The organism is Mitsuaria chitosanitabida ATCC BAA-476 = NBRC 102408 (assembly GCF_001598255.1).
Taxonomy (GTDB): domain Bacteria; phylum Pseudomonadota; class Gammaproteobacteria; order Burkholderiales; family Burkholderiaceae_C; genus Roseateles; species Roseateles chitosanitabidus.
Genome location: NZ_BCYP01000010.1, coordinates 31,165 through 49,033, shown reverse-complemented (window position 1 = coordinate 49,033; position 17,869 = coordinate 31,165). Strand labels below are relative to the sequence as shown.

14 protein-coding genes are annotated in these 17,869 nt (G+C 69.4%); 4 read left to right on the top strand and 10 right to left on the bottom strand.

Translation table 11 applies throughout. The features are described 5' to 3' along the window. Positions 1-10 precede the first annotated feature (10 nt). Positions 11-958 carry a toll/interleukin-1 receptor domain-containing protein gene (locus MCHT01_RS25505; RefSeq protein ID WP_084452007.1) on the bottom strand — a complete coding sequence of 316 codons (948 nt, stop codon included), beginning with the start codon at positions 956-958 and terminating at the stop codon, positions 11-13. A 794-nt stretch (positions 959-1,752) separates the two neighbouring features. Between MCHT01_RS25505 and MCHT01_RS06240 the strand changes: the two genes are divergently transcribed. Continuing rightward, positions 1,753-2,148, top strand: a complete 396-nt coding sequence (locus tag MCHT01_RS06240; protein WP_148661416.1) for a carbohydrate-binding protein — start codon at positions 1,753-1,755, stop codon at positions 2,146-2,148. A 94-nt stretch (positions 2,149-2,242) separates the two neighbouring features. Here MCHT01_RS06240 and MCHT01_RS06235 read toward each other — a convergent pair whose 3' ends face one another. From MCHT01_RS06235 to MCHT01_RS06220, 4 genes are all read right to left on the bottom strand, one after another. After that, complete coding sequence (locus MCHT01_RS06235) at positions 2,243-2,683, bottom strand: hypothetical protein (RefSeq protein WP_067063793.1); 441 nt, start codon at positions 2,681-2,683, stop codon at positions 2,243-2,245. A gap of 103 nt (positions 2,684-2,786) precedes the next feature. Next, positions 2,787-3,338, bottom strand: coding sequence for a GNAT family N-acetyltransferase (locus MCHT01_RS06230; protein WP_067063790.1), 552 nt, complete (start codon positions 3,336-3,338; stop codon positions 2,787-2,789). Then, positions 3,338-3,916: a helix-turn-helix domain-containing protein gene (locus MCHT01_RS06225; RefSeq protein ID WP_067064040.1), complete on the bottom strand. Its 579-nt coding sequence runs from the start codon at positions 3,914-3,916 to the stop codon at positions 3,338-3,340. Before MCHT01_RS06225 ends, MCHT01_RS06230 begins: the two co-directional genes overlap by 1 nt. A 137-nt stretch (positions 3,917-4,053) precedes the next feature. Next, positions 4,054-4,983: a LysR family transcriptional regulator gene (locus tag MCHT01_RS06220; protein ID WP_067063787.1), complete on the bottom strand. Its 930-nt coding sequence runs from the start codon at positions 4,981-4,983 to the stop codon at positions 4,054-4,056. Between the two features lie 115 nt (positions 4,984-5,098). Here MCHT01_RS06220 and MCHT01_RS06215 point away from each other — a divergent pair, with 115 nt between their 5' ends. Further along, positions 5,099-5,872, top strand: a complete 774-nt coding sequence (locus MCHT01_RS06215) for an SDR family oxidoreductase (protein ID WP_067063784.1) — start codon at positions 5,099-5,101, stop codon at positions 5,870-5,872. A 149-nt stretch (positions 5,873-6,021) separates the two neighbouring features. On the opposite strand, the gene MCHT01_RS06210 is transcribed toward MCHT01_RS06215, so the two are convergent. The 5 genes from MCHT01_RS06210 to MCHT01_RS06190 form a co-directional block, all read right to left on the bottom strand. Continuing rightward, on the bottom strand, positions 6,022-10,539 hold the full coding sequence (locus tag MCHT01_RS06210; protein ID WP_084452005.1) for a DEAD/DEAH box helicase: 4,518 nt from the start codon (positions 10,537-10,539) through the stop codon (positions 6,022-6,024). 220 nt (positions 10,540-10,759) lie between these two features. Continuing rightward, on the bottom strand, positions 10,760-11,476 hold the full coding sequence (locus MCHT01_RS06205; protein ID WP_067063781.1) for an ABC transporter ATP-binding protein: 717 nt from the start codon (positions 11,474-11,476) through the stop codon (positions 10,760-10,762). Between the two features lie 22 nt (positions 11,477-11,498). Further along, positions 11,499-12,290, bottom strand: a complete 792-nt coding sequence (locus MCHT01_RS06200; RefSeq protein WP_067063779.1) for an ABC transporter ATP-binding protein — start codon at positions 12,288-12,290, stop codon at positions 11,499-11,501. A 19-nt stretch (positions 12,291-12,309) separates the two neighbouring features. Then, positions 12,310-13,434, bottom strand: a complete 1,125-nt coding sequence (locus MCHT01_RS06195) for an ABC transporter permease subunit (protein ID WP_067063776.1) — start codon at positions 13,432-13,434, stop codon at positions 12,310-12,312. Positions 13,435-13,444: 10 nt separating this feature from the next. Continuing rightward, positions 13,445-14,368, bottom strand: a complete 924-nt coding sequence (locus MCHT01_RS06190) for a branched-chain amino acid ABC transporter permease (protein WP_067063772.1) — start codon at positions 14,366-14,368, stop codon at positions 13,445-13,447. A gap of 281 nt (positions 14,369-14,649) precedes the next feature. On the opposite strand from MCHT01_RS06190, the gene MCHT01_RS06185 reads away from it, so the two are divergent. Then, a complete protein-coding gene (locus MCHT01_RS06185; RefSeq protein ID WP_067063770.1) occupies positions 14,650-16,524 on the top strand; it encodes a sensor histidine kinase in 1,875 nt (624 codons plus the stop codon). Then, positions 16,517-17,857 (top strand): sigma-54-dependent transcriptional regulator, encoded by a 1,341-nt coding sequence (locus tag MCHT01_RS06180; protein ID WP_067063767.1) that lies wholly within the window; start codon positions 16,517-16,519, stop codon positions 17,855-17,857. The genes MCHT01_RS06185 and MCHT01_RS06180 overlap by 8 nt, the downstream gene beginning before the upstream one ends. The last annotated feature ends 12 nt before the right edge of the window (positions 17,858-17,869 follow it).

Sequence of the window (17,869 nt, the reverse complement as noted above, 5' to 3'; positions counted from 1 at the left end):
GGTGTCGCAGTCATACGCTCCCCTTCAAAGCTGCAAGCAGCTCGTCCAACCCCGATTTATAAGACTTCGAGAAGTCGGCGTACTTCTTGTCACTGATGATCGTGGGCATTGGCGTGTCGTCCAGTCGCAATGGAAGAATGTGTACGTTGCGCCTCTGAACCTCATGGACTAGGGCATTGTTCAGCTCTTTCTGAACCCACGCCGAACCAGCTGAGTGCTCGCTCATGGCGATCAAGAAGAAGTCTGATCCGGCAAGCCCTTGTGCCAGCTTTTCCGGAATGGAGTCTCCAACTCGTATTCGCTGCTCATCAAGCCATACATCTATGCCATTTGCGGTGAGGTCGGCGGCGAGTTGACGAATGAACGGCTTGTCTTTGGAGCTATGAGAAAGAAATGCGATTCGGCGGTCCTTTTCTTGCCGGTGGCGCTCCTCCTTACCAATCGCGGCCGCCTCAACTAGATCTTCGGCAACTAGACTGGGTTGCAGCGCCCCCAACGTCTGCGCCCACTCCAAGAGCGGATTAAGGTCGGTTGGGACAAAGGGTGTGACGCCTGCAATCGTTGCAGCTTTACGAAGCGCTACTTCGGTCCTATCGCCCAACCGTAGGAACTGCCGAACTCCAGTAAGCAACGGCAGCCGAACCAAGGCCTCCTTAACTACGGCTTCCTTTTGTTCCTTTGACCCTTTGTAAGGGTACGGCAGGGTCAAGGCGTAGCCAGACCCTACGGCATCGGCGAGGCCGATTTGGCATGCGTTCTTTAGTAGCTTTCCAGCGGTACGAGGGTCAATGCCCGCGAACTGAGCAACCTGCGCAGTGCTGGGCGTATCCAGCCAAGCGATTGCATCGAGCGCCACGAATAGTGAGTCCAGCTTTGCCGGCTCAAATCGATGGATTGAAGTACTAGCTGGCTGTTTGCCACTTTGCTTCTTGGCTGCAGGGATCTTCCTTGTCGGCATGTTGGTCTTATCCTCCCAGATAGCAGAAGAGCGCGCGTTCTCGAATCACGCCAAACCAATGGCTCAACATGACTCGCTACGGCGGGCGTCGCTTGGCCACTTCATGGGCCTGTGGCATTCTGCCTTCCGGGCGGTCGGAAGCCATCTGCCTAGCGGCAGCTTAGCTCGAACGTTGAACGTCCGGTTCTTGGCGGCGCACCTGGCCTAACTGCACTTCCGCTATGGACACATAGCTGCCGGCCGGGACGAAGACGCTGCGGTCGCAACGGGTCGCATTGAGCCGGATGGGGTCTGCGGGAGCGGTCGTTTGGCGCCGCCTCCCGCTCGCTGGCCGTGTTCGGGGGGCGGGAATCGGCCGTGAAGTGGTCGGTCGAAGCTGCCGGCGCTCGATGACCGGTGTTGACAGCTCCCGCTGTTTAGGCCTTCAGCGACGAACGTCTCACACCAGCCTGAAGCAGTCCTCGGCCTGGCCGCAGTGCTGCCGCAAACAGTCTCAACTAGTGGCCGCTGATCAGTATCGAAGTGGCGTACACGCTGTGTCGCTGCGGCTCCTGGCTCGCAACGAAGTTCCATGGCGCCCCTCATGAGCAGCAGTCAAGGTCGGTAGGCGCTGGTGCAGGTACGGCCGGCATCACGTTCACGGGGATGCAGCACCGGCACCGACCAGCGTATGGGAGCACGGTGTCCTCCAGCTGAAAATCAGGCGATTCGCCTCGAGTCCGTCTCATCAACGTTGGGGATGCGTCTCCCCCTTCTCTCGATCATCGTGCCGGAGGTGTGACTCAAGGATGAGCATGGAAACGATCATTCTCCGTAGGGCTTCAGACTTCAACTCGTCGGCTCATATCCTCGTCGGAGGACCCGTCGGCGAAGGAGTCATCTATACGCAACCGCGATCATCGGGAGAACCGCCGTTCGAATGCATGGCGAAGTATCAGATCGCATTCCCCGCCACCGGCAACTATGACTTCTACGTCGAGTACGCTGCCTTGGAGTCGCGCCCGACCGAGTTCCAAATGGACATGGAGTTGCTTGCCGGAACCTGTGCGGCGACGACGGGCGGCTGGGAGGCATTTCAATTCATGCGGCAGGGCTCGATAGGCGTCGCCGCTGGCGTGCACACCTTGCAGTTGCGCCGCGATGGCGGGGCGATCCCGCATATTCGAGCGTTCAAGTTCGTGCTCGTTTGAGCGCACCAGGTGCGTCCGCTCCCAGCCTAGATCCCCGGCAGCATCGCAGCGCCGCGGGTCATGGAGCCCGTCACGCCCATCGATGACGTCCCGCTCAGACCTTCGCGAGGAAGGCCGCCGCATCACCGGCTTCGCACTTCCAGTCCGCGAAGACCCCGACCAGATTGCATTCCACGCAGCGGCACGCGATGTAGTACCAGCGCACGTCATGGGTGCCCTCGTACACGGAGACGCCGGACACCAGCTCGAACACCTCGTTCTCGCACACGCATTCGTGCGTCTCGGGCGCGGCGTCCGCGACGTGGTCCCCACTGTCGCCCATCAGGTGCTCCTGCCCGCAGTCGGTGCAGGTGCGGATGGCCACCCCGGCCTCCTCATCCGTCTGCAGCGCGAAGGTCCGGCATCCGCAATCGCATTTGGACGAGGCGAACCTGACGGCCTCGTGACGATTCGCAATGCTGTAGCTGCGCAGTTCCGCCTGGGTGTCGCCGGACGTGGTCCCGTACCAGAACTCACCCTTCTTCGTCAGTGCCATTGATGCCGCTCCATTCCTCAAAACCAGGCGTCCCAGCAGGCCTGACGCCGGCCTGGTCCCGCCCCGAACGTCCGGATTCTGCCTCGGGGGTCCGATCTCGACGTCAACCGTCGACGGGTTCGGCGGGCGTGGGCAGGATCAGTTGGTAGAAGGCCAGGTCCAGCCATTTCGAGAACTTGAAGCCCACCTGCGGCAGCGTGCCCACATGCCGGAAGCCCAGCCGCTCGTGCAGCGCGATGCTGCCGGCGTTGGTCGCGTCGATGCCACCGATCATGCAGTGCAGCTGACGCTCGGTCGCGGCCGCGACGAGGGCCTCCAGCACCACGCGGCCCAGGCCCTTCCCGCGCTGGTCCTTGCGCACGTAGACCGAGTGCTCGACCGTGTACTTGTTGGCCGGAAACGGCCGGAAGGCGCCGAAGCTGCCGAAGGCCAGCAGCGCGCCCGCCGGGCCGTCCGGATCCTCGATGCCCAGCACCGGGAAGCCGCCCCGGGCCTTGACGTCGAACCAGGTGACCATGTGGTCCATCGTCCGGGCCTGGTAGTCGTACAGCGCGGTCGAGGTCAGGATCGCGTCGTTGAGGATCTCGAGGATCGCGGGCGCATGGCGCTCGAAGCTGCAAGGCACGAGCGGAGGGACGGTCTTGGGGGCGTTCATCAGGAGGTCCTCGGGGTTCTCTGGGTCAGGGCGACCGCGTAGCGCGCGGCCTTGCGGGTGGGATTGCGGAAGGCGATGCGCCGGTCCAGCACCACGGCCAGGCAGTCGCCGGGCTTCAGGCGCCAGGCCTCGTCGCCGACGGTGACCTCCATCTCGCCCTCCAGCATCCACACCAGCTGGTGATGGACGACGCGGCGCGACGGGCTGTTGAAGTCCACCGTCTTGCCGGCGGGGAACACGACTTCGGCCAGCTCGATCGCCGGATCGGCGCCGGTGGGCGACACCTGCCGGCGCACATAGCCGGAGGCGGGATCGGTCCAGGTCTGCTGGTCCGCGAAACGCGCCAGCGGCGAGGGCTCGGCGTCCTCCGCATCCTCGGAGAACAGCGCCGCCAGCGGAATGCCGAAGGCCGTGGCCAGCTTGTGCAGCACGGTGGCGGTGGGACTGGTCTCGGCGCGCTCGATCGCGGAGATGGTGGAGCGGCTCACGCCGCTGAGCTCGGCCAGACGCTCGAGCGTCCATTGGCTGTGGGCGCGCAGGTCGCGGATGCGCCGCGCCACGTGTTGGTCGACATCCATCATTCCATCATACTGGATGTGATTTCCAGCATTCAAGAATTCATGACTGCGTCAGGTGGGTCTCGGGTCTCGGGTCTCGGGTCTCGGGTCTCGGACCACGGTGCGCGGTCCGCGGCGCGTCGGGACGCCGCGGTGGCTCAGCGCGCGCTGAAGCGCGCGGCCTGCCCGCTGGCCTGGAATTCCTTGACGATGTAGTCGACGAAGACCCGGACCTTGGCCGGCACCAGCTTGCGGCTGGTGTAGTAGATCGACAGCGGGCGGGCCTCGGCGTACCAGTCGGGCAGCACGCGCACCAGATCGCCGCGCTCCAGCAGCGGCAAGGCGTGCGGTCGCGGCAGCATCGCGATGCCCATGCCGGTGGCGGCCGCGCGGGCGATCGCCTCGGGGTCGTCCAGCACCATCACGGGCCGCACGCTGGCGACGACCTCCTCGCCCGCCTCGCTCTTCAGGGCCCAGGGCGCGAGTCGGCCCGAGCTCAGCTGTCGCCGCAGCAGGCCGCGATGCCGCGCGAGCTCGGACGGGTGGCCCGGCGCGGGATGGGCCTGGAGATAGGCCGGCGCGGCCACCAGCACGATGCGCAGCCGTGCGAGCTCGCGCGCGATCAGGGCGTCGGTGAGCTCGATGCCGCCGCCGATGGCGACATCGAAGCCCTCGGCGATGAGGTCGACCTGGCGGTTGTCGAAATGCAGGTCGGGCACGACGTCCGGATAGCGGCGCACGAACTCGCCCATCAACGGGACGAAGTACTCGCGGCCCACGGTGTGGGCCAGCGCGACCTTCAGCGTCCCGGCGGGCTTGCCGGCGCCCTGGCGCAGATCGGTCAGCGCGTCGCCGATCTCGCCCCAGGGCAGGCGCACCTGGCCATACAGGCGCTCGCCGTCGGTGGTGAGCGCCAGGCGCCGGGTGCTGCGCTGGAAGAGCCGCACGCCCAGACGGGCCTCGAACTGGCCGACGCTCTTGCTGACCGCCGCCGGCGTGAGCCCCAACCGGCGCGCCGCGGCCGAGAAGCTGCCCTCGTCGGCGGCGGCGATGAAGGCGTCCAGGTAGCTGCGGAGTTCGGTCAACATGGGGCGACCTTATACCAATGGTTGAAGCTGAAAGCGACGTTTATCGACTACCGGGATCAGGTCCGGACGCCCAAACTTCGCTTCACCAACCTCCACTTCCGACAAGGAACCCGTCATGAGCACCCTGAACACCACCTCCAAGACCGCCACCGGCACGCTGAACGGCAAGGTCGCCTTCATCCACGGCGGCTCGCGCGGCATCGGCGCCGCCACTGCCCGCCGCCTGGCCCGCGAAGGCGCGACCGTCGCCATCGGCTACGCCGCGTCGGCCATCGCCGCCGAGGCGCTGGTCGAGGAGATCAAGGCCACCGGTGGCCGCGCCCTCGCGATCAAGGCCGACGCGACCGACGCCGCGGCGCTGACGCTGGCGATCGACAGCGTGGCCGAGCAGTTCGGCCGCCTGGACATCCTGGTCAACAGCGCCGGCGTGCTGAAGGTCGGCCCGCTGGAGAGCTTCACCCTGGCCGACTTCGACCAGACCGTGGCGGTGAACGTGCGCTCGGTCTTCGTCGCCTCGCAGGCGGCGGCCAGGCACATGAAGGAAGGCGGCCGGATCATCAACATCGGCAGCACCAACGCGCAGCGCATGCCCTTCGCCGGCGGCGCGACCTACGCGATGAGCAAGTCGGCGCTGGTCGGCCTGGTCAAGGGCCTGGCGCGGGACCTGGGTCCGCGCGGCATCACGGTGAACAACGTGGCCCCGGGCCCGGTCGACACCGACATGAACCCGGAGAACACCGAGTTCGGCGCCGGCCTGCATGACCTGATGGCGCTGCGCCGCCACGGCAAGGCCGACGAGATCGCCGCGATGGTGGCCTACCTGGCCGGTCCCGAAGCCGGCTTCGTCACCGGCGGCGACCTGCTGATCGACGGCGGCTTCGCCGCCTGACCCCGGCCACTCGCCCACTGGCCCACTCGCCCCAACGACTCGATCGCCCGGACCGGGTCACTCCCTCTCCCGCTCTGCGGGAGAGGGTCGGGGTGAGGGTCTTCCGGCACCCCGCCACTCGCCCCCACGCCCCGATCGCACGGCCCGGCTCACTCCCTCTCCCGCTCTGCGGGAGAGGGTCGGGGTGAGGGTCTTCCGCCCAGCAACCACAGCTCCGCCTCCCGCCGCTCCGCCATCTCGAGCTCGACCAGCCACCGCGTCTCCCCGCCCTGCTGCGTCGCCACGGGCACACCGCCGCGCCACAACACGCGCGCGCCCGCCATCCGCGGCAGCTTCTCGCCGAGGACCACCGTCCCCAGCAGGTTCGCCGGATCGGCGGCGGACAGCACGGTCCAGCGCTCGTCCGGTTTCTGCCGCCGCACCTCGCGCAGCCGCGCCACCGCCTCCGGCAGCGCGAACTGCTCGCCGCTCAGCCCGGCGATGAAACGTCCCCCGCGCAGCTCACCCCGCGCCTCCAACCGTCGACACACCCGCACCAGCGCCCGCCACGGTGGCAGCCAGGCCGCTTCCCGCTCCAGCAGGCGCCACGCGATCACGCCATAACGGCGCAGCAGCGTCCGCACCACATGCTCGACGTCCTCCGGCGACGCCGGTTCCAGGCGCTCCGCCACCAACGACCACCGCCCCGCGTCCTCCACGCCCGTCAGCGGCAGGAAGGCCCGGCCGCCGCGCCCGGCGCGCGCCGCCGATGCCCGCGAGGGCGTGCGCTTGGACGCGGGCCGCATCAGCGCCCGCAGGCCCGCGAAGCTGTCGCAGGTCACGCGACCGCGCTGCACCAACTCGGCCAGCGCGTCCTCGAGTTCCGCCGGCAACAAGCGCGTGTCCTGTCGCATCTCGTCGAAGAACGCGGCGCCATGGCTGGCGAGGAAGGCCAGCACCCGCTGCGCGCGGGAGCCGGGCTCGCCCGCGCCGTCCTCACCCGAGGGCGCCACGCGCGACCACACCGCCGCCTGCCGGCGTGGCACCAGCAGCACCGGCGTTGTCTTCAACGAGCCGCCCGCGCCGCCGCCGGCCGAGGTCGACGGCCGCAGCCGCGACCAGGTCATGCGCCCCGCCGTGCACAGCTCGTCCAGCCAGGCGCTGGCGTAGTCGCCCAGGCGCGCGGGGAGGATCTCCGATTCCCATTGACCGGCCGCGGCCTCATAGCCTTCCAGCATCGCGAGCACCTCCGGCAAGGCCTCGCGACCTTCCAGCCGATGCGTCGGGCCCGCGTGCTGCCAGTCGAGCAGGAAGCGCATGAAATCGCGCGGCTGGCAGGGTTCGATCTCCTGGCGCAGCCGCTTCAGCGTGTAGCGATGGATCCGGGCGAGCAGATGGCGCTCGCACCATTCGACGTCGGCATCGGCCGCGCGCCCCGGCGTGAACTGTCCTTGCATGACGACGCCTTCGGTCTGCAGCGCGAGCAGGCTGCCCTCGATGTCCGCGCGCGGCAGCCGAAGCGCCGTCGCGAGCGAGGTCGCCGTCACCGGGCCGAGCCCGCCGAGTCGCCCACGCAGCAGGTCCCGCAACGCGTCCTCGCGCGACCCCGACGGCTGCGCGAAGTCCGGCGGCGGTGTCAACGACGGATGCTCGGCCGCGCCCGCATGGATGAGCCGCAGATCGGCGAGCCGTTCCACGCAGACCCACAGCCCGCCGCCCGCGTCGCCCGGCGCGTGCCCGGCACCGCGCTCATCCGACGATGCCGGCCTAGCCCTCGATGCCTTCGACGTCGTCCCGGCCGACGGAGCGCCCGGGCCCGCACCGCCCTCGCCCACCGGCACCAGCCGCGTCGCGCGGCGCGCGGCCACCAGTGCTGCCAGATGCGCCGACCACTGCGCCTGCCCGGCGGCCTCGGCATCGGTCACGACGCCCAGGGTGAGCAGCGCCTCGTGCATCTCGTCGGCGTCGCGGGCGCGCGGCCAGGCCTCCTCGCGCACCGCCGCGATGGCCTCGGGCGACAGCTGACCCAGCTCATCGCCCGGCGCGGGCTCCCCGTAGCGCCGGCTCTGCACGGCCAGCGTGCGGCGCTCCTCGATGGGCGCATCGTCGAGGAAGGCATACGGCCGCGCGTTGAGCGCCTCGGCCGCCAGCGGCGACGGCGCCGGCAGATCGCGCGCGATCACCTCGACCTCGCCGGCCTCCATGCGGCGCAGCAGCGCCAGCCAGCCCGCCGTGTCCATGGCGTCGTGCAGGCAGTCGTCCAGCGTCTGCCGCACCAGCGGGTGGTCGGGCACCTCGCGCTCGCCGACGATGTTCTCCAGGCACGCGACCTGATCGGGGAAGACCGCCGCGAGCAGGTCCTCGGACTTCATCCGCTGCAACTGCGGCGCGACCTTCTGCCCGCCGCGCATGCGCGGCAGCGCCAGCGCGGTCGTCGCGTTCCAGCGCCAGCGCACCCCGAACAGCGGCGCGTCCAGCAGCGCCTGGATCAGCACGTGCTCGGCGCTGGCGCTGTGCAGGTAGCGCGCCACCTCGGGCAGCGGGAAGCTGTGGCTGGTCGACAGCGACAGCACGATCACGTCCTCCGTCGCCGCGGCCTGGAGCTCGAAGTTGAACTGGCGGCAGAAGCGCTTGCGCAGCGCCAGGCCCCAGGCACGATTGAGCCGGCTGCCGCGTGGCGAATGGATCAGCAGTTGCATGCCGCCGCTCTCGTCGAAGAAGCGTTCCAGCAGGATGCGGTCCTGCGTCGGCAGCACACCCAGCGCGGCCAGACCGCGCGCGAGGTAGTCCACCAGCTGCGCCGCGGACTCCTCGTCGAGTCGCAGCACCTCGCGCGCCCAGGCGAGCGCGTCAGCCTCGCCGCCCGCGCGCCAGCACCGCTCGAAGTCCGCCCGCAGGCGCGACACGGCCTGCGACAGCTCGTCGGTGCGCCCGGGCGCCTCGCCCAGCCAGAACGGAATGTTGGGCGCGGCCCCCTGCGCGTCCTCGACCCGCACGCGCCCCGGCTCCACGCGCAGGATGCGGTAGCTCGTGTTGCCGAGCTGGAACACGTCCCCGGCCAGACTCTCGACGGCGAAGTCCTCGTTGACGGTCCCGATCTTGTCGGCCTGCGGCTCCAGGATCACCGTGTAGTCGCCCGCGTCGGGAATGGTCCCGCCCGAGGTCAGCGCGGTCATGCGCGCGCCCTTGCGCTCGCGCAGCAACTGGTGGACGGCGTCCCGGTGCACGTAGCCGCCGCGCGGCCCCTGGCGGGTGCCGAAGCCCTCCGAGACCATGCGCAGCGTGGCGCCGAAGTCCTCCCGCGACAACGCGCGATAGGGCCAGGCCCGGCGGATCAGGTCGTACAGCGGGGCCTCGCCCCACTCCTGGCAGGCGACCTCCGCCACGATCTGCTGCGCGAGCACGTCCAGCGGCGCGACGGGCACGCGCAGCGCGTCCAGCTCCCCGCGCCGGACGGCGTCGAGCAGCGCGGCGCATTCGACCAGCTCGTCGCGGGTCTGCGGGAACAGCCGCGCCTTGGGCACGCCGCCGACCTGGTGGCGCGAGCGGCCCGCCCGCTGCAGGAAGGTCGCGATCGAGCGCGGCGAGCCGAGCTGGCACACCAGGTCCACCTCCCCGATGTCCAGGCCCAGCTCCAGCGAGGCGGTGGCCACCAGCACCCGCAGCTCGCCGGCCTTGAGGCACCGCTCGGCCTGCAGCCGCGCCTCCTTGGCGAGGCTGCCGTGGTGCGCGGCCACCCGCTCCCGGCCCAGGCGCTCGCCCAGGTGGCGCGCGGCGCGCTCGGCCATGCGGCGGGTGTTGACGAAGACCAGCGTCGTGCGGTGCCGCAGCACCAGCTCCGCCACCCGGGCGTAGACCTGCTCCCACTGGTCGGTGGACATCACGACGGACAGCGGCGTGGGCGGCAGCTCCAGCGCGAGATCGCGCTCGCGGCCGTAGCCGATGTCGACGATCTCGCAGGGCGCGTCGCCGGTGAGGAAGCGCGCCACCACCTCGATCGGTTTCTGCGTCGCCGACAGGCCGATGCGCGTCAGCGGCGCGCCGGTCAGCGCCTGCAGCCGCTCCAGCGTCAGCGCCAGGTGGCTGCCGCGCTTGCTCGACGCGAGCGCATGGATCTCGTCGACGATCACGCTGCGGACCGACGCCAGCATCCGCCGCCCCGAGGCCGAGCCCATCAGCACGTACAAGGACTCGGGCGTCGTGACGACGATGTGCGGCGGACGGCGCAGCACCTGCTGGCGCTCGCCGGCGGGCGTGTCGCCGGTGCGCACCGCCGTGCGGAGATGGACGTCGGGCAGGCCCAGGCGGGCGAGCTCCTCGCGGATGCCGGCCAGCGGCGCCTCGAGGTTGAGCTGGATGTCGTTGGACAGCGCCTTGAGCGGCGAGACGTAGACGACGCAGCACTCGTCCGGCAGGCCCTCGGGCGAGAGGCCGCGCCGCACCAGCGCATCCAGCGCGGCGAGGAAGGCGGTCAGCGTCTTGCCCGAGCCGGTCGGCGCGGCGACCAGCGTGTGCCGGCCCGCCTGGATCGCCGGCCAGGCGGCGGCCTGAGCGGGCGTGGGCGCGGGAAACGCGCGCGCGAACCAGGCCTGCACGGCGGGGTGGAAATCGTGGGCGGCCACGGGCGCCTCGGCCTTGGGCCGCACGGGACGGCGTAGGCGGGGCTTGGCGGCGGGGTCGGCGGACATCGGGCAATGATGAGGCTGCCGGAGCGATTTCCAATCGCTGCAAACGCCGCTCCTGACAAAGCGTGACGCGCCGCGGCTGCAGCGGTGGCGCGCTCAGGCGCTGGCCCGCGGGTTTGGCGGACGCCGTCGCAGCGGGCGTCTCGCGACGCCAGGTCACGGCAGTCGCGGGACCATGAAAAAAGGGCCTCGCGGCCCTTTCTCGTTGCTGCTTCCGCCGGGCTCACTCGCCCAGATAGGCGGCCCGCACCTTCGGGTCGTTCAGCAGCGTCTTGCCGTCGCCCTGCATGGTGATCGTGCCGGACTCCATCACGTAGCCGCGGGTCGCCAGTTCCAGCGCGCGGCTGGCGTTCTGCTCGACCAGCAGCACGGTGACCCCTTGTCGGTGGATGTCGTTCACGACCTCGAAGATCTTGTCGACCATGATGGGGGACAGGCCCATCGAGGGCTCGTCCAGCAGCAGCAGCTTGGGACGCGCCATCAGCGCGCGGCCCATCGCCAGCATCTGCTGCTCGCCGCCCGACATGGTGCCGGCCAGTTGGTTGCGACGTTCCTTCAGGCGCGGGAACAGGCCGAAGACCTTGTCGATGTCGGCCTCGATCTCCGCGTCGTTGCGGATGTAGGCGCCCATCATGAGGTTCTCGGTGATGGTCATGCGCGTGAACGTGCCGCGACCTTCCGGGACCATCACCAGGCCCTGCTTGGCCAGGTTCCAGGCGCCCTGGCCCTTGATCGAGCGGTCCAGGAACTTGATGTCGCCCACGGCCAGCGGCTGCAGCCCGGTCACGGCCTTGAGCGTCGTCGTCTTGCCGGCGCCGTTGGCGCCGATCAGGCTCACCAGCTCGCCCTGGCGGACGTCGAAGTCCACGCCCTTGACCGCCTGGATGCCGCCGTACGCGACCTTGAGCCCCTCGACCTTGAGGAGGATGTTGTCTGCCATCGTCTTGCTTTCCTTGTGCCGGTCAGGGAGCCGCGTGCGCCTCGTGGGCCGCGTGCGCGCCCAGATACGCCTCGATCACCTTGGGGTTGCGCTGCACGTCCGCGGGCGTGCCCTCGGCGATCTGCTTGCCGTAGTCCAGCACGGTCACGCGGTCGCACAGGCCCATCACCAGCTTCACGTCGTGCTCGATCAGCAGGATGGTGCGGCCGTCGTTGCGGATGCGGTCGATCAGCTCGCGCAGCACGACCTTCTCGGTCGCGTTCATGCCGGCCGCCGGCTCGTCCAGCGCGATCAGCTTGGGATCGGTGGCCAGCGCCCGCGCGATCTCCAGCCGGCGCTGGTCGCCGTAGGACAGCGTGCGCGCCTTGAAGTCGGCATGGCGCTCGATGCCCACGTAGGCCAGCAGCTCGCGGGCGCGGGCCTCGATCTCGGCTTCCTCGCGCTTGAAGCCGGGCGTGCGCAGCACCGCGCCGATCAGGCCCGAGCTCGTGCGCACGTGGCGGCCGACCATCACGTTCTCCAGCGCCGTCATCTCGGCGAACAGGCGGATGTTCTGGAAGGTCCGCGCGATGCCGGTCTTGGCGACCTGGTGCACCGCCTGCGGCTTGTAGGCCTGGCCACCCAGCTCGAAGGTGCCCGCGTCGGGCACGTACAGGCCGGTGATGACATTGAAGAAGGTCGTCTTGCCGGCGCCGTTCGGACCGATCAGGCCGTAGACCTGGCCCTTGCGGATCTCGATGGCGACGTCCGACAGCGCCTGCAGACCGCCGAAGCGCTTGGACGCGCCGGCCACTTTCAACACGGTTTCAGTCATTCGTTCTTGCTCCTGCCGGTCAGGCCGCCTTGGCGGCGGGCTTGGCGGACTTGCCGTCGGCCGGCTGCGGCCGCGACTTGCCGTGCTCGGGCGACGGCCACAGGCCGCGCGGGCGCATCAGCATGATCACGATCATGGCCAGCGCGATCAGCAGCTGGCGCAGGATGGCGGCGTCCAGCCGGCCGTCGGTCAGCTCCTGCAGCGGACCGGCGACGTAGCGCAGCACTTCGGGAAGCGCGGCCAGCAGCAGCGCGCCCAGGATCACGCCCGGGATATGGCCGATGCCGCCCAGGACCACCATGGCGACGATCATCACGGACTCCTGCAGGCTGAAGGATTCCGGCGAGACGAAGCCCTGGAAGGACGCGAACATCGAGCCGGCCACGCCGCCGAAGGTGGCGCCCATGCCGAAGGCCAGCAGCTTCATGTTGCGGGTGTTGATGCCCATGGCCTTGGCGGCGATCTCGTCCTCGCGGATGGCCATCCAGGCGCGACCGATGCGGGAGGTCTCCAGGCGGTAGCACACCAGCACCGAGCCCACCACCAGCGCCAGGAACAGGTAGTAGTACATCGTCACCGAGTTGACGGTGAAGCCGAAGAACTCGTGCGCCTGGTTGAACTCGAAGCCCAGGAAGCGCACGCCGTCGATCTGACCGATGCCGCGCGGACCGTTGGTGATGTTCAGCGGGTACTCCATGTTGTTCAGGAACACCCGGATGATCTCGCCGAAGCCCAGCGTCACGATGGCCAGGTAGTCGCCGCGCAGCTTCAGCGTGGGCGCGCCCAGCAGCATGCCGAAGAAGCCGGCCAGCGCCGCCGCGGCCAGGATCGTGAGGATCAGCGGGAGGTGCAGCCCGTTGGGGAAGCTCGCCGCGATGTTCTCGAAGTTCTCGGCCAGGTGCGGACTGCTGAGCAGCGCCGCCATGTAGGCCCCGACCGCGTAGAACGCGACGTAGCCCAGGTCGAGCAGGCCGGCGTAGCCGACGACGATGTTCAGGCCCAGGGCCAGCAGCACGTACAGCAGCGCCAGGTCGATGATCCGCACCGGGCCGTTGCCGAAGGACTGCGCGAACAGCGGGAGCGCCAGCAGCAGCACGCCGGCGATCAGGAAGGCGATGAGTTTGGTGGACTTGTTGTTCTGCATGTGAGGCTCCTCAGGCGCGGTCCGCGACGCGCTCGCCGAGCAGGCCGGAGGGGCGCAGCGTCAGGACGAGGATCAGCGCGATGAACGCGAAGATGTCGGCGTAGTTGCTGCCCAGCACGCCGCCGGTCAGGTCGCCCAGGTAGCCGGCGCCGATCGCCTCGATCAGGCCCAGCAGCACGCCGCCGACCATGGCGCCGGCGAGGTTGCCGATGCCGCCCAGCACCGCGGCGGTGAAGGCCTTCAGGCCGGGCATGAAGCCCATCGAGTGCTGCACCGTGCCGTAGTTGGCCGCCCACATCATGCCGGCCACCGCGGCCAGCGAGGCGCCGATCACGAAGGTCATCGAGATGACGAAGTCGGGCTTGACGCCCATCAGCGCGGCCACGCGCGGGTTCTCGGCGGTGGCGCGCATCGCGCGGCCCATCTTGGTGTGATTCACCAGGAACATCAGGCCGCCCAGGATCACCACCGTCGACACCAGGATCAGGATCTGGGTGACCGTGATCACCGCGCCGCCGATCATGATCGGGTCAGCGGGCAGCAGCTGCGGGAAGGGCTTGGGGTTCGGCTTCCAGATGATCATGGCCAGGGTCTGCAGCAGCAGCGACATGCCCATGGCGGTGATCAGCGGGGCCAGGCGCGGCGCGTTGCGCAGCGGCCGGTAGGCGATCTTCTCGATCGCGAAGTTGAGCAGCGTGCAGACGACGATCGCGCAGCACAGCGCGATGATCATGAGCATCCAGCCGGGCAGGCCCAGCGGCGCCAGCGCGGTCACGACCGTCCAGCTCACCATCGCGCCGACCATCAGCACCTCGCCGTGCGCGAAGTTGATGAGGTTGATGATCCCGTAGACCATCGTGTATCCCAGCGCGACGAGGGCATACATGCTCCCCAGCACCAGTCCGTTGATGATCTGCTGAAAAAGTATCTCCATAGGGCCCCAGCATGTTGTTGGACACGGCTTGCGCCGCGTGACGGGCCGAGGGGTGCAACCCCCGTGCCAGCCCGCTCGTTTCGAGGGTATTCACCGACGTGTCACGCTTCGCGGACAGCGTCCGGCACTGTGCTTCCAGTCTCGGCCACGCAACGGGGTGCGGAAATCCGCACAAACCGCCTAGCCAGCCGGGCGAATAGTCGCCAGAGGAGAAAAAACGGGGGCGTGCCATGCACCGCCCGTGCCAACTTGGGCACACTAGGCGTCGTTTTTCGCCCCCCATGGATTCGGCAGCCCCCACCCCCACCCTGCAGCAGCGGCTGACGCAACAACTCGGCCGGCCCAGCTTCTACCTGTATCTCACCGGGGTGCTGATGCTGGCCGGCCTGCTGCTGGGCCACCGGTTGAGCGAGCGCGCCAGCCTGGACCAGCTCAGCGCGCTGGCGACGGAGCGGCTGGAGCTCTACGCCTCCAACCTGCAGACCGAGCTGGGCCGCCACGCCTACCTGCCCAGCCTGTTGGCCATCGACGACAGCGTCACCCGGCTGATGGAGCAGCCCGAGGACGAGTCGCTGCGGCGGGCCGCCAGCCTGGCGCTGGCGCGGGTGAACGTCCGGGCGGGCACGACCCAGATCTTCGTCGCCGACCCCGAGGGCCGCGTGCTGGCGTCCAGCGAGCCGCTGACCCCGCCGCTGCGCCTGCAGCAGGCGATCGCGCAGGACCGCCACCACTTCTTCGCCGCCGACGCGGGCCAGGCCGGCGCCACCGGCAGCACCAACTTCTTCCTGCTGCATCCGTTGCGCCGCAACCAGACCCTGCAGGGCGTGATCGTGGTCAAGCTCAACCTCGCCCCGCTGGAGGCGACCTGGGTGGACCTGGGGCTGCGCTCGCAGGGGGAGCGCATCCTGGTGTCGGACGACCAGGGCGTGGTGATCATGAGCTCGGTGGAGGACTGGCGCTACGCGGTGCTCAACCACGCCGACGCGGCCGAGCGCGACCGGCTGCAGGCCAGCGCGCGCTACCCCAAGGTGGGTCCGGACCTGGGCCTGCCCGGCGCGCTGGAGGCCTACAACAGCCTGCTGGTGCGGGCGCCCGCCCCCGCCAGCGCCACGCTGCTGGCGCAGGAGCGGCAGCTGCTGCCGCTGGGCCTGCGGCTGCTGGCGCTGTCCGACCTGTCCGAGGTGCGGCGCCAGGCGCGGCTCGCCGCCTGGAGCGGCGCGGCCTTCGGCGCGGCCATCGGCATGCTGCTGCTGTACCTGGCCTCGCGGCGGCGGGCGCTGCGGCAGCTCTTCCACGCCAAGGGCCAGTTGCAGGACGCGCACGCCCAGCTCGAGCGCACGGTGGACGAGCGCACGGCCGAGCTGCGCCAGACCAACGAGGAGCTGCTGGAGCAGATCGCGCAGCGCGAACAGGCCGAGGGCGAGCTGCTGCAGACCAGCAAGCTGGCGGTGCTGGGGCAGATGTCGGCCGGTCTGTCGCACGAAGTGAATCAGCCGCTGACCGCCTTGCGCGCGCTGGCACGGAATTCGCAAAGGTTGCTGGAGGCCGGCCGCACGCAAGCGGTCGCGGACAACCTGCAGACGATGGACGAGATGGTCGAACGCATGGGGCAGATCACGCGCCAGCTCAAGAGCTTCGCCCGCAAGGCGGAGCGGGTGAGCATGGCCGTGTCGCTGCTGAGCTGCGTCAACAACGCCAAGCTGCTGCTGGAGCACCGGACCCGCGCGCTGGACCTGCGCTTCGAGGTCGAGGTGCCCGAGGGGCTGCGGGTGCGGGCCGAGTCCAACCGGCTGGAGCAGGTGCTGGTGAACCTGTTCGCCAACGCCATCGACGCGATCGCGTCGGAGCCGCCGCACGACGGCGCCGAGCGGCGCCTGCGCGTGGCGGCGGTGCCGCTGGAGGACGGCCAGCGCGTGCTGGTGCAGGTCCAGGACAGCGGACCGGGCTTGGGCGAGGCCTTGCTGCCTCGCCTCTTCGAGCCCTTCTTCACGACCAAGCCCGCGGGCGAGGGTCTGGGGTTGGGACTGGTGATCTCGTCGAAGATCGTTCACGAGTTCGGCGGCGCCTTGCGGGCGCACCGGCTCGATCAGGGCATGAGTTTCGAGTTCGACCTCGCGGTCGAGACCTGGCAGGCCGAGGAGGGTCAGTATGTTTGAGGGCTACAAGGTCGTGTTCGTCGAGGACGACCTGCCGGTGCGGGTCAGCCTGACCCAGACGCTGGAGCTCGAGGGCTTGAGCGTGGTGCCGTGCCGCACGGCGGAGGAGGCGCTGCCGCATCTGCAGCCCGGCGCGCAGGTGATCCTGATCACCGACGTGCGGCTGCCCGGCATGGACGGCCGCGCGCTGCTGGCGCACGTGCAGAGCACGGATCCCGGCATCCCGGTGATCCTGATCACCGCGCACGGCGACGTGCAGATGGCGGTGCAGGCCATGCGCACCGGCGCCTACGACTTCATCGAGAAGCCTTTCGCGCCCGAGCGCCTGCTGGACACGACGCGCCGCGCGCTGGACCTGCGGATGCTGCGCCATTCGGCGGACGAGCTGCGCTCGCAGCTGCAGGCGGCCAGCGGCATCGAGGCCGCGCTGCTGGGCAAGTCGGCCTCGATGCAGCAGCTGCGTCGCCAGGTGCTGAACCTGGCGTCGACCTCGGCCGACGTGATGATCCTGGGCGAGACGGGGACCGGCAAGGAGCTGGTCGCCCGCTGCCTGCACGACCAGAGCCCGCGCCGCGACCGCCACTTCGTGGCGATCAACTGCGGCGGTCTGCCCGAGGCGCTTTTCGAGAGCGAGCTTTTCGGTCACGAGTCCGGCGCGTTCACCTCGGCGGGCAAGCGCCGCATCGGCAAGCTGGAGCACGCCAACGGCGGCACGCTGCTGCTCGACGAGATCGAGACCATGCCGATCCCGCTGCAGATCAAGCTGCTGCGCGTGCTGCAGGAGCGTCGCGTCGAGCGCCTGGGCTCGAACGAGGAACAGCCGATCAACGTGCGCTTCATCGCCGCGAGCAAGGCCGACCTGAAGGAGCTGGGCGAGCGCGGCCAGTTCCGCAGCGACCTCTACTACCGCCTGAACATCGCGACCCTGACGCTGCCCCCGCTGCGGGAGCGGCGCGAGGACATTCCGCTGCTGTTCGAGCACTTCGTCGCGCAGGCCTGCAAGCGCTACGAGCGCGAGGCACCGGAGCTGACGCCGGAGAAGCTGCGCGAGTTGATGGCGCATGACTGGCCGGGCAACGTCCGGGAGATCCGCAACGCCGCGGACCGCTTCGTGCTGGCGCTGGACGACCTGGACAGCAGCGAGGCGCTGCAGGCCGTGCCGACGCTGGGGCTGGCTCGCCAGATGGAGATGGTCGAGAAGGCGCTGATCGAGCAGGCGCTGCGCCGCTCGGGCGGCAAGGTCCCCGCCGCGATGGAATTGCTGGGGACGCCACGCAAGACGCTGTACGACAAGCTCCACCGTCACGGGATTCAGCTGGACGAGTTCCGCTGAGAACACGGGACC

Bases quoted from the DNA above. Each gene is read 5' to 3' on its own strand.
- MCHT01_RS06190 (WP_067063772.1), bottom strand. From the start codon at position 14,368: ATGGAGATACTTTTTCAGCAGATCATCAACGGACTGGTGCTGGGGAGC.
- MCHT01_RS06200 (WP_067063779.1), bottom strand. From the start codon at position 12,290: ATGACTGAAACCGTGTTGAAAGTGGCCGGCGCGTCCAAGCGCTTCGGC.
- MCHT01_RS06210 (WP_084452005.1), bottom strand. From the start codon at position 10,539: ATGTCCGCCGACCCCGCCGCCAAGCCCCGCCTACGCCGTCCCGTGCGG.
- MCHT01_RS06220 (WP_067063787.1), bottom strand. From the start codon at position 4,983: ATGTTGACCGAACTCCGCAGCTACCTGGACGCCTTCATCGCCGCCGCC.
- MCHT01_RS06195 (WP_067063776.1), bottom strand. From the start codon at position 13,434: ATGCAGAACAACAAGTCCACCAAACTCATCGCCTTCCTGATCGCCGGC.
- MCHT01_RS06205 (WP_067063781.1), bottom strand. From the start codon at position 11,476: ATGGCAGACAACATCCTCCTCAAGGTCGAGGGGCTCAAGGTCGCGTAC.
- MCHT01_RS06230 (WP_067063790.1), bottom strand. From the start codon at position 3,338: ATGAACGCCCCCAAGACCGTCCCTCCGCTCGTGCCTTGCAGCTTCGAG.
- MCHT01_RS25505 (WP_084452007.1), bottom strand. From the start codon at position 958: ATGCCGACAAGGAAGATCCCTGCAGCCAAGAAGCAAAGTGGCAAACAG.
- MCHT01_RS06235 (WP_067063793.1), bottom strand. From the start codon at position 2,683: ATGGCACTGACGAAGAAGGGTGAGTTCTGGTACGGGACCACGTCCGGC.
- MCHT01_RS06215 (WP_067063784.1), top strand. From the start codon at position 5,099: ATGAGCACCCTGAACACCACCTCCAAGACCGCCACCGGCACGCTGAAC.
- MCHT01_RS06225 (WP_067064040.1), bottom strand. From the start codon at position 3,916: ATGGATGTCGACCAACACGTGGCGCGGCGCATCCGCGACCTGCGCGCC.
- MCHT01_RS06185 (WP_067063770.1), top strand. From the start codon at position 14,650: ATGGATTCGGCAGCCCCCACCCCCACCCTGCAGCAGCGGCTGACGCAA.
- MCHT01_RS06240 (WP_148661416.1), top strand. From the start codon at position 1,753: ATGGAAACGATCATTCTCCGTAGGGCTTCAGACTTCAACTCGTCGGCT.
- MCHT01_RS06180 (WP_067063767.1), top strand. From the start codon at position 16,517: ATGTTTGAGGGCTACAAGGTCGTGTTCGTCGAGGACGACCTGCCGGTG.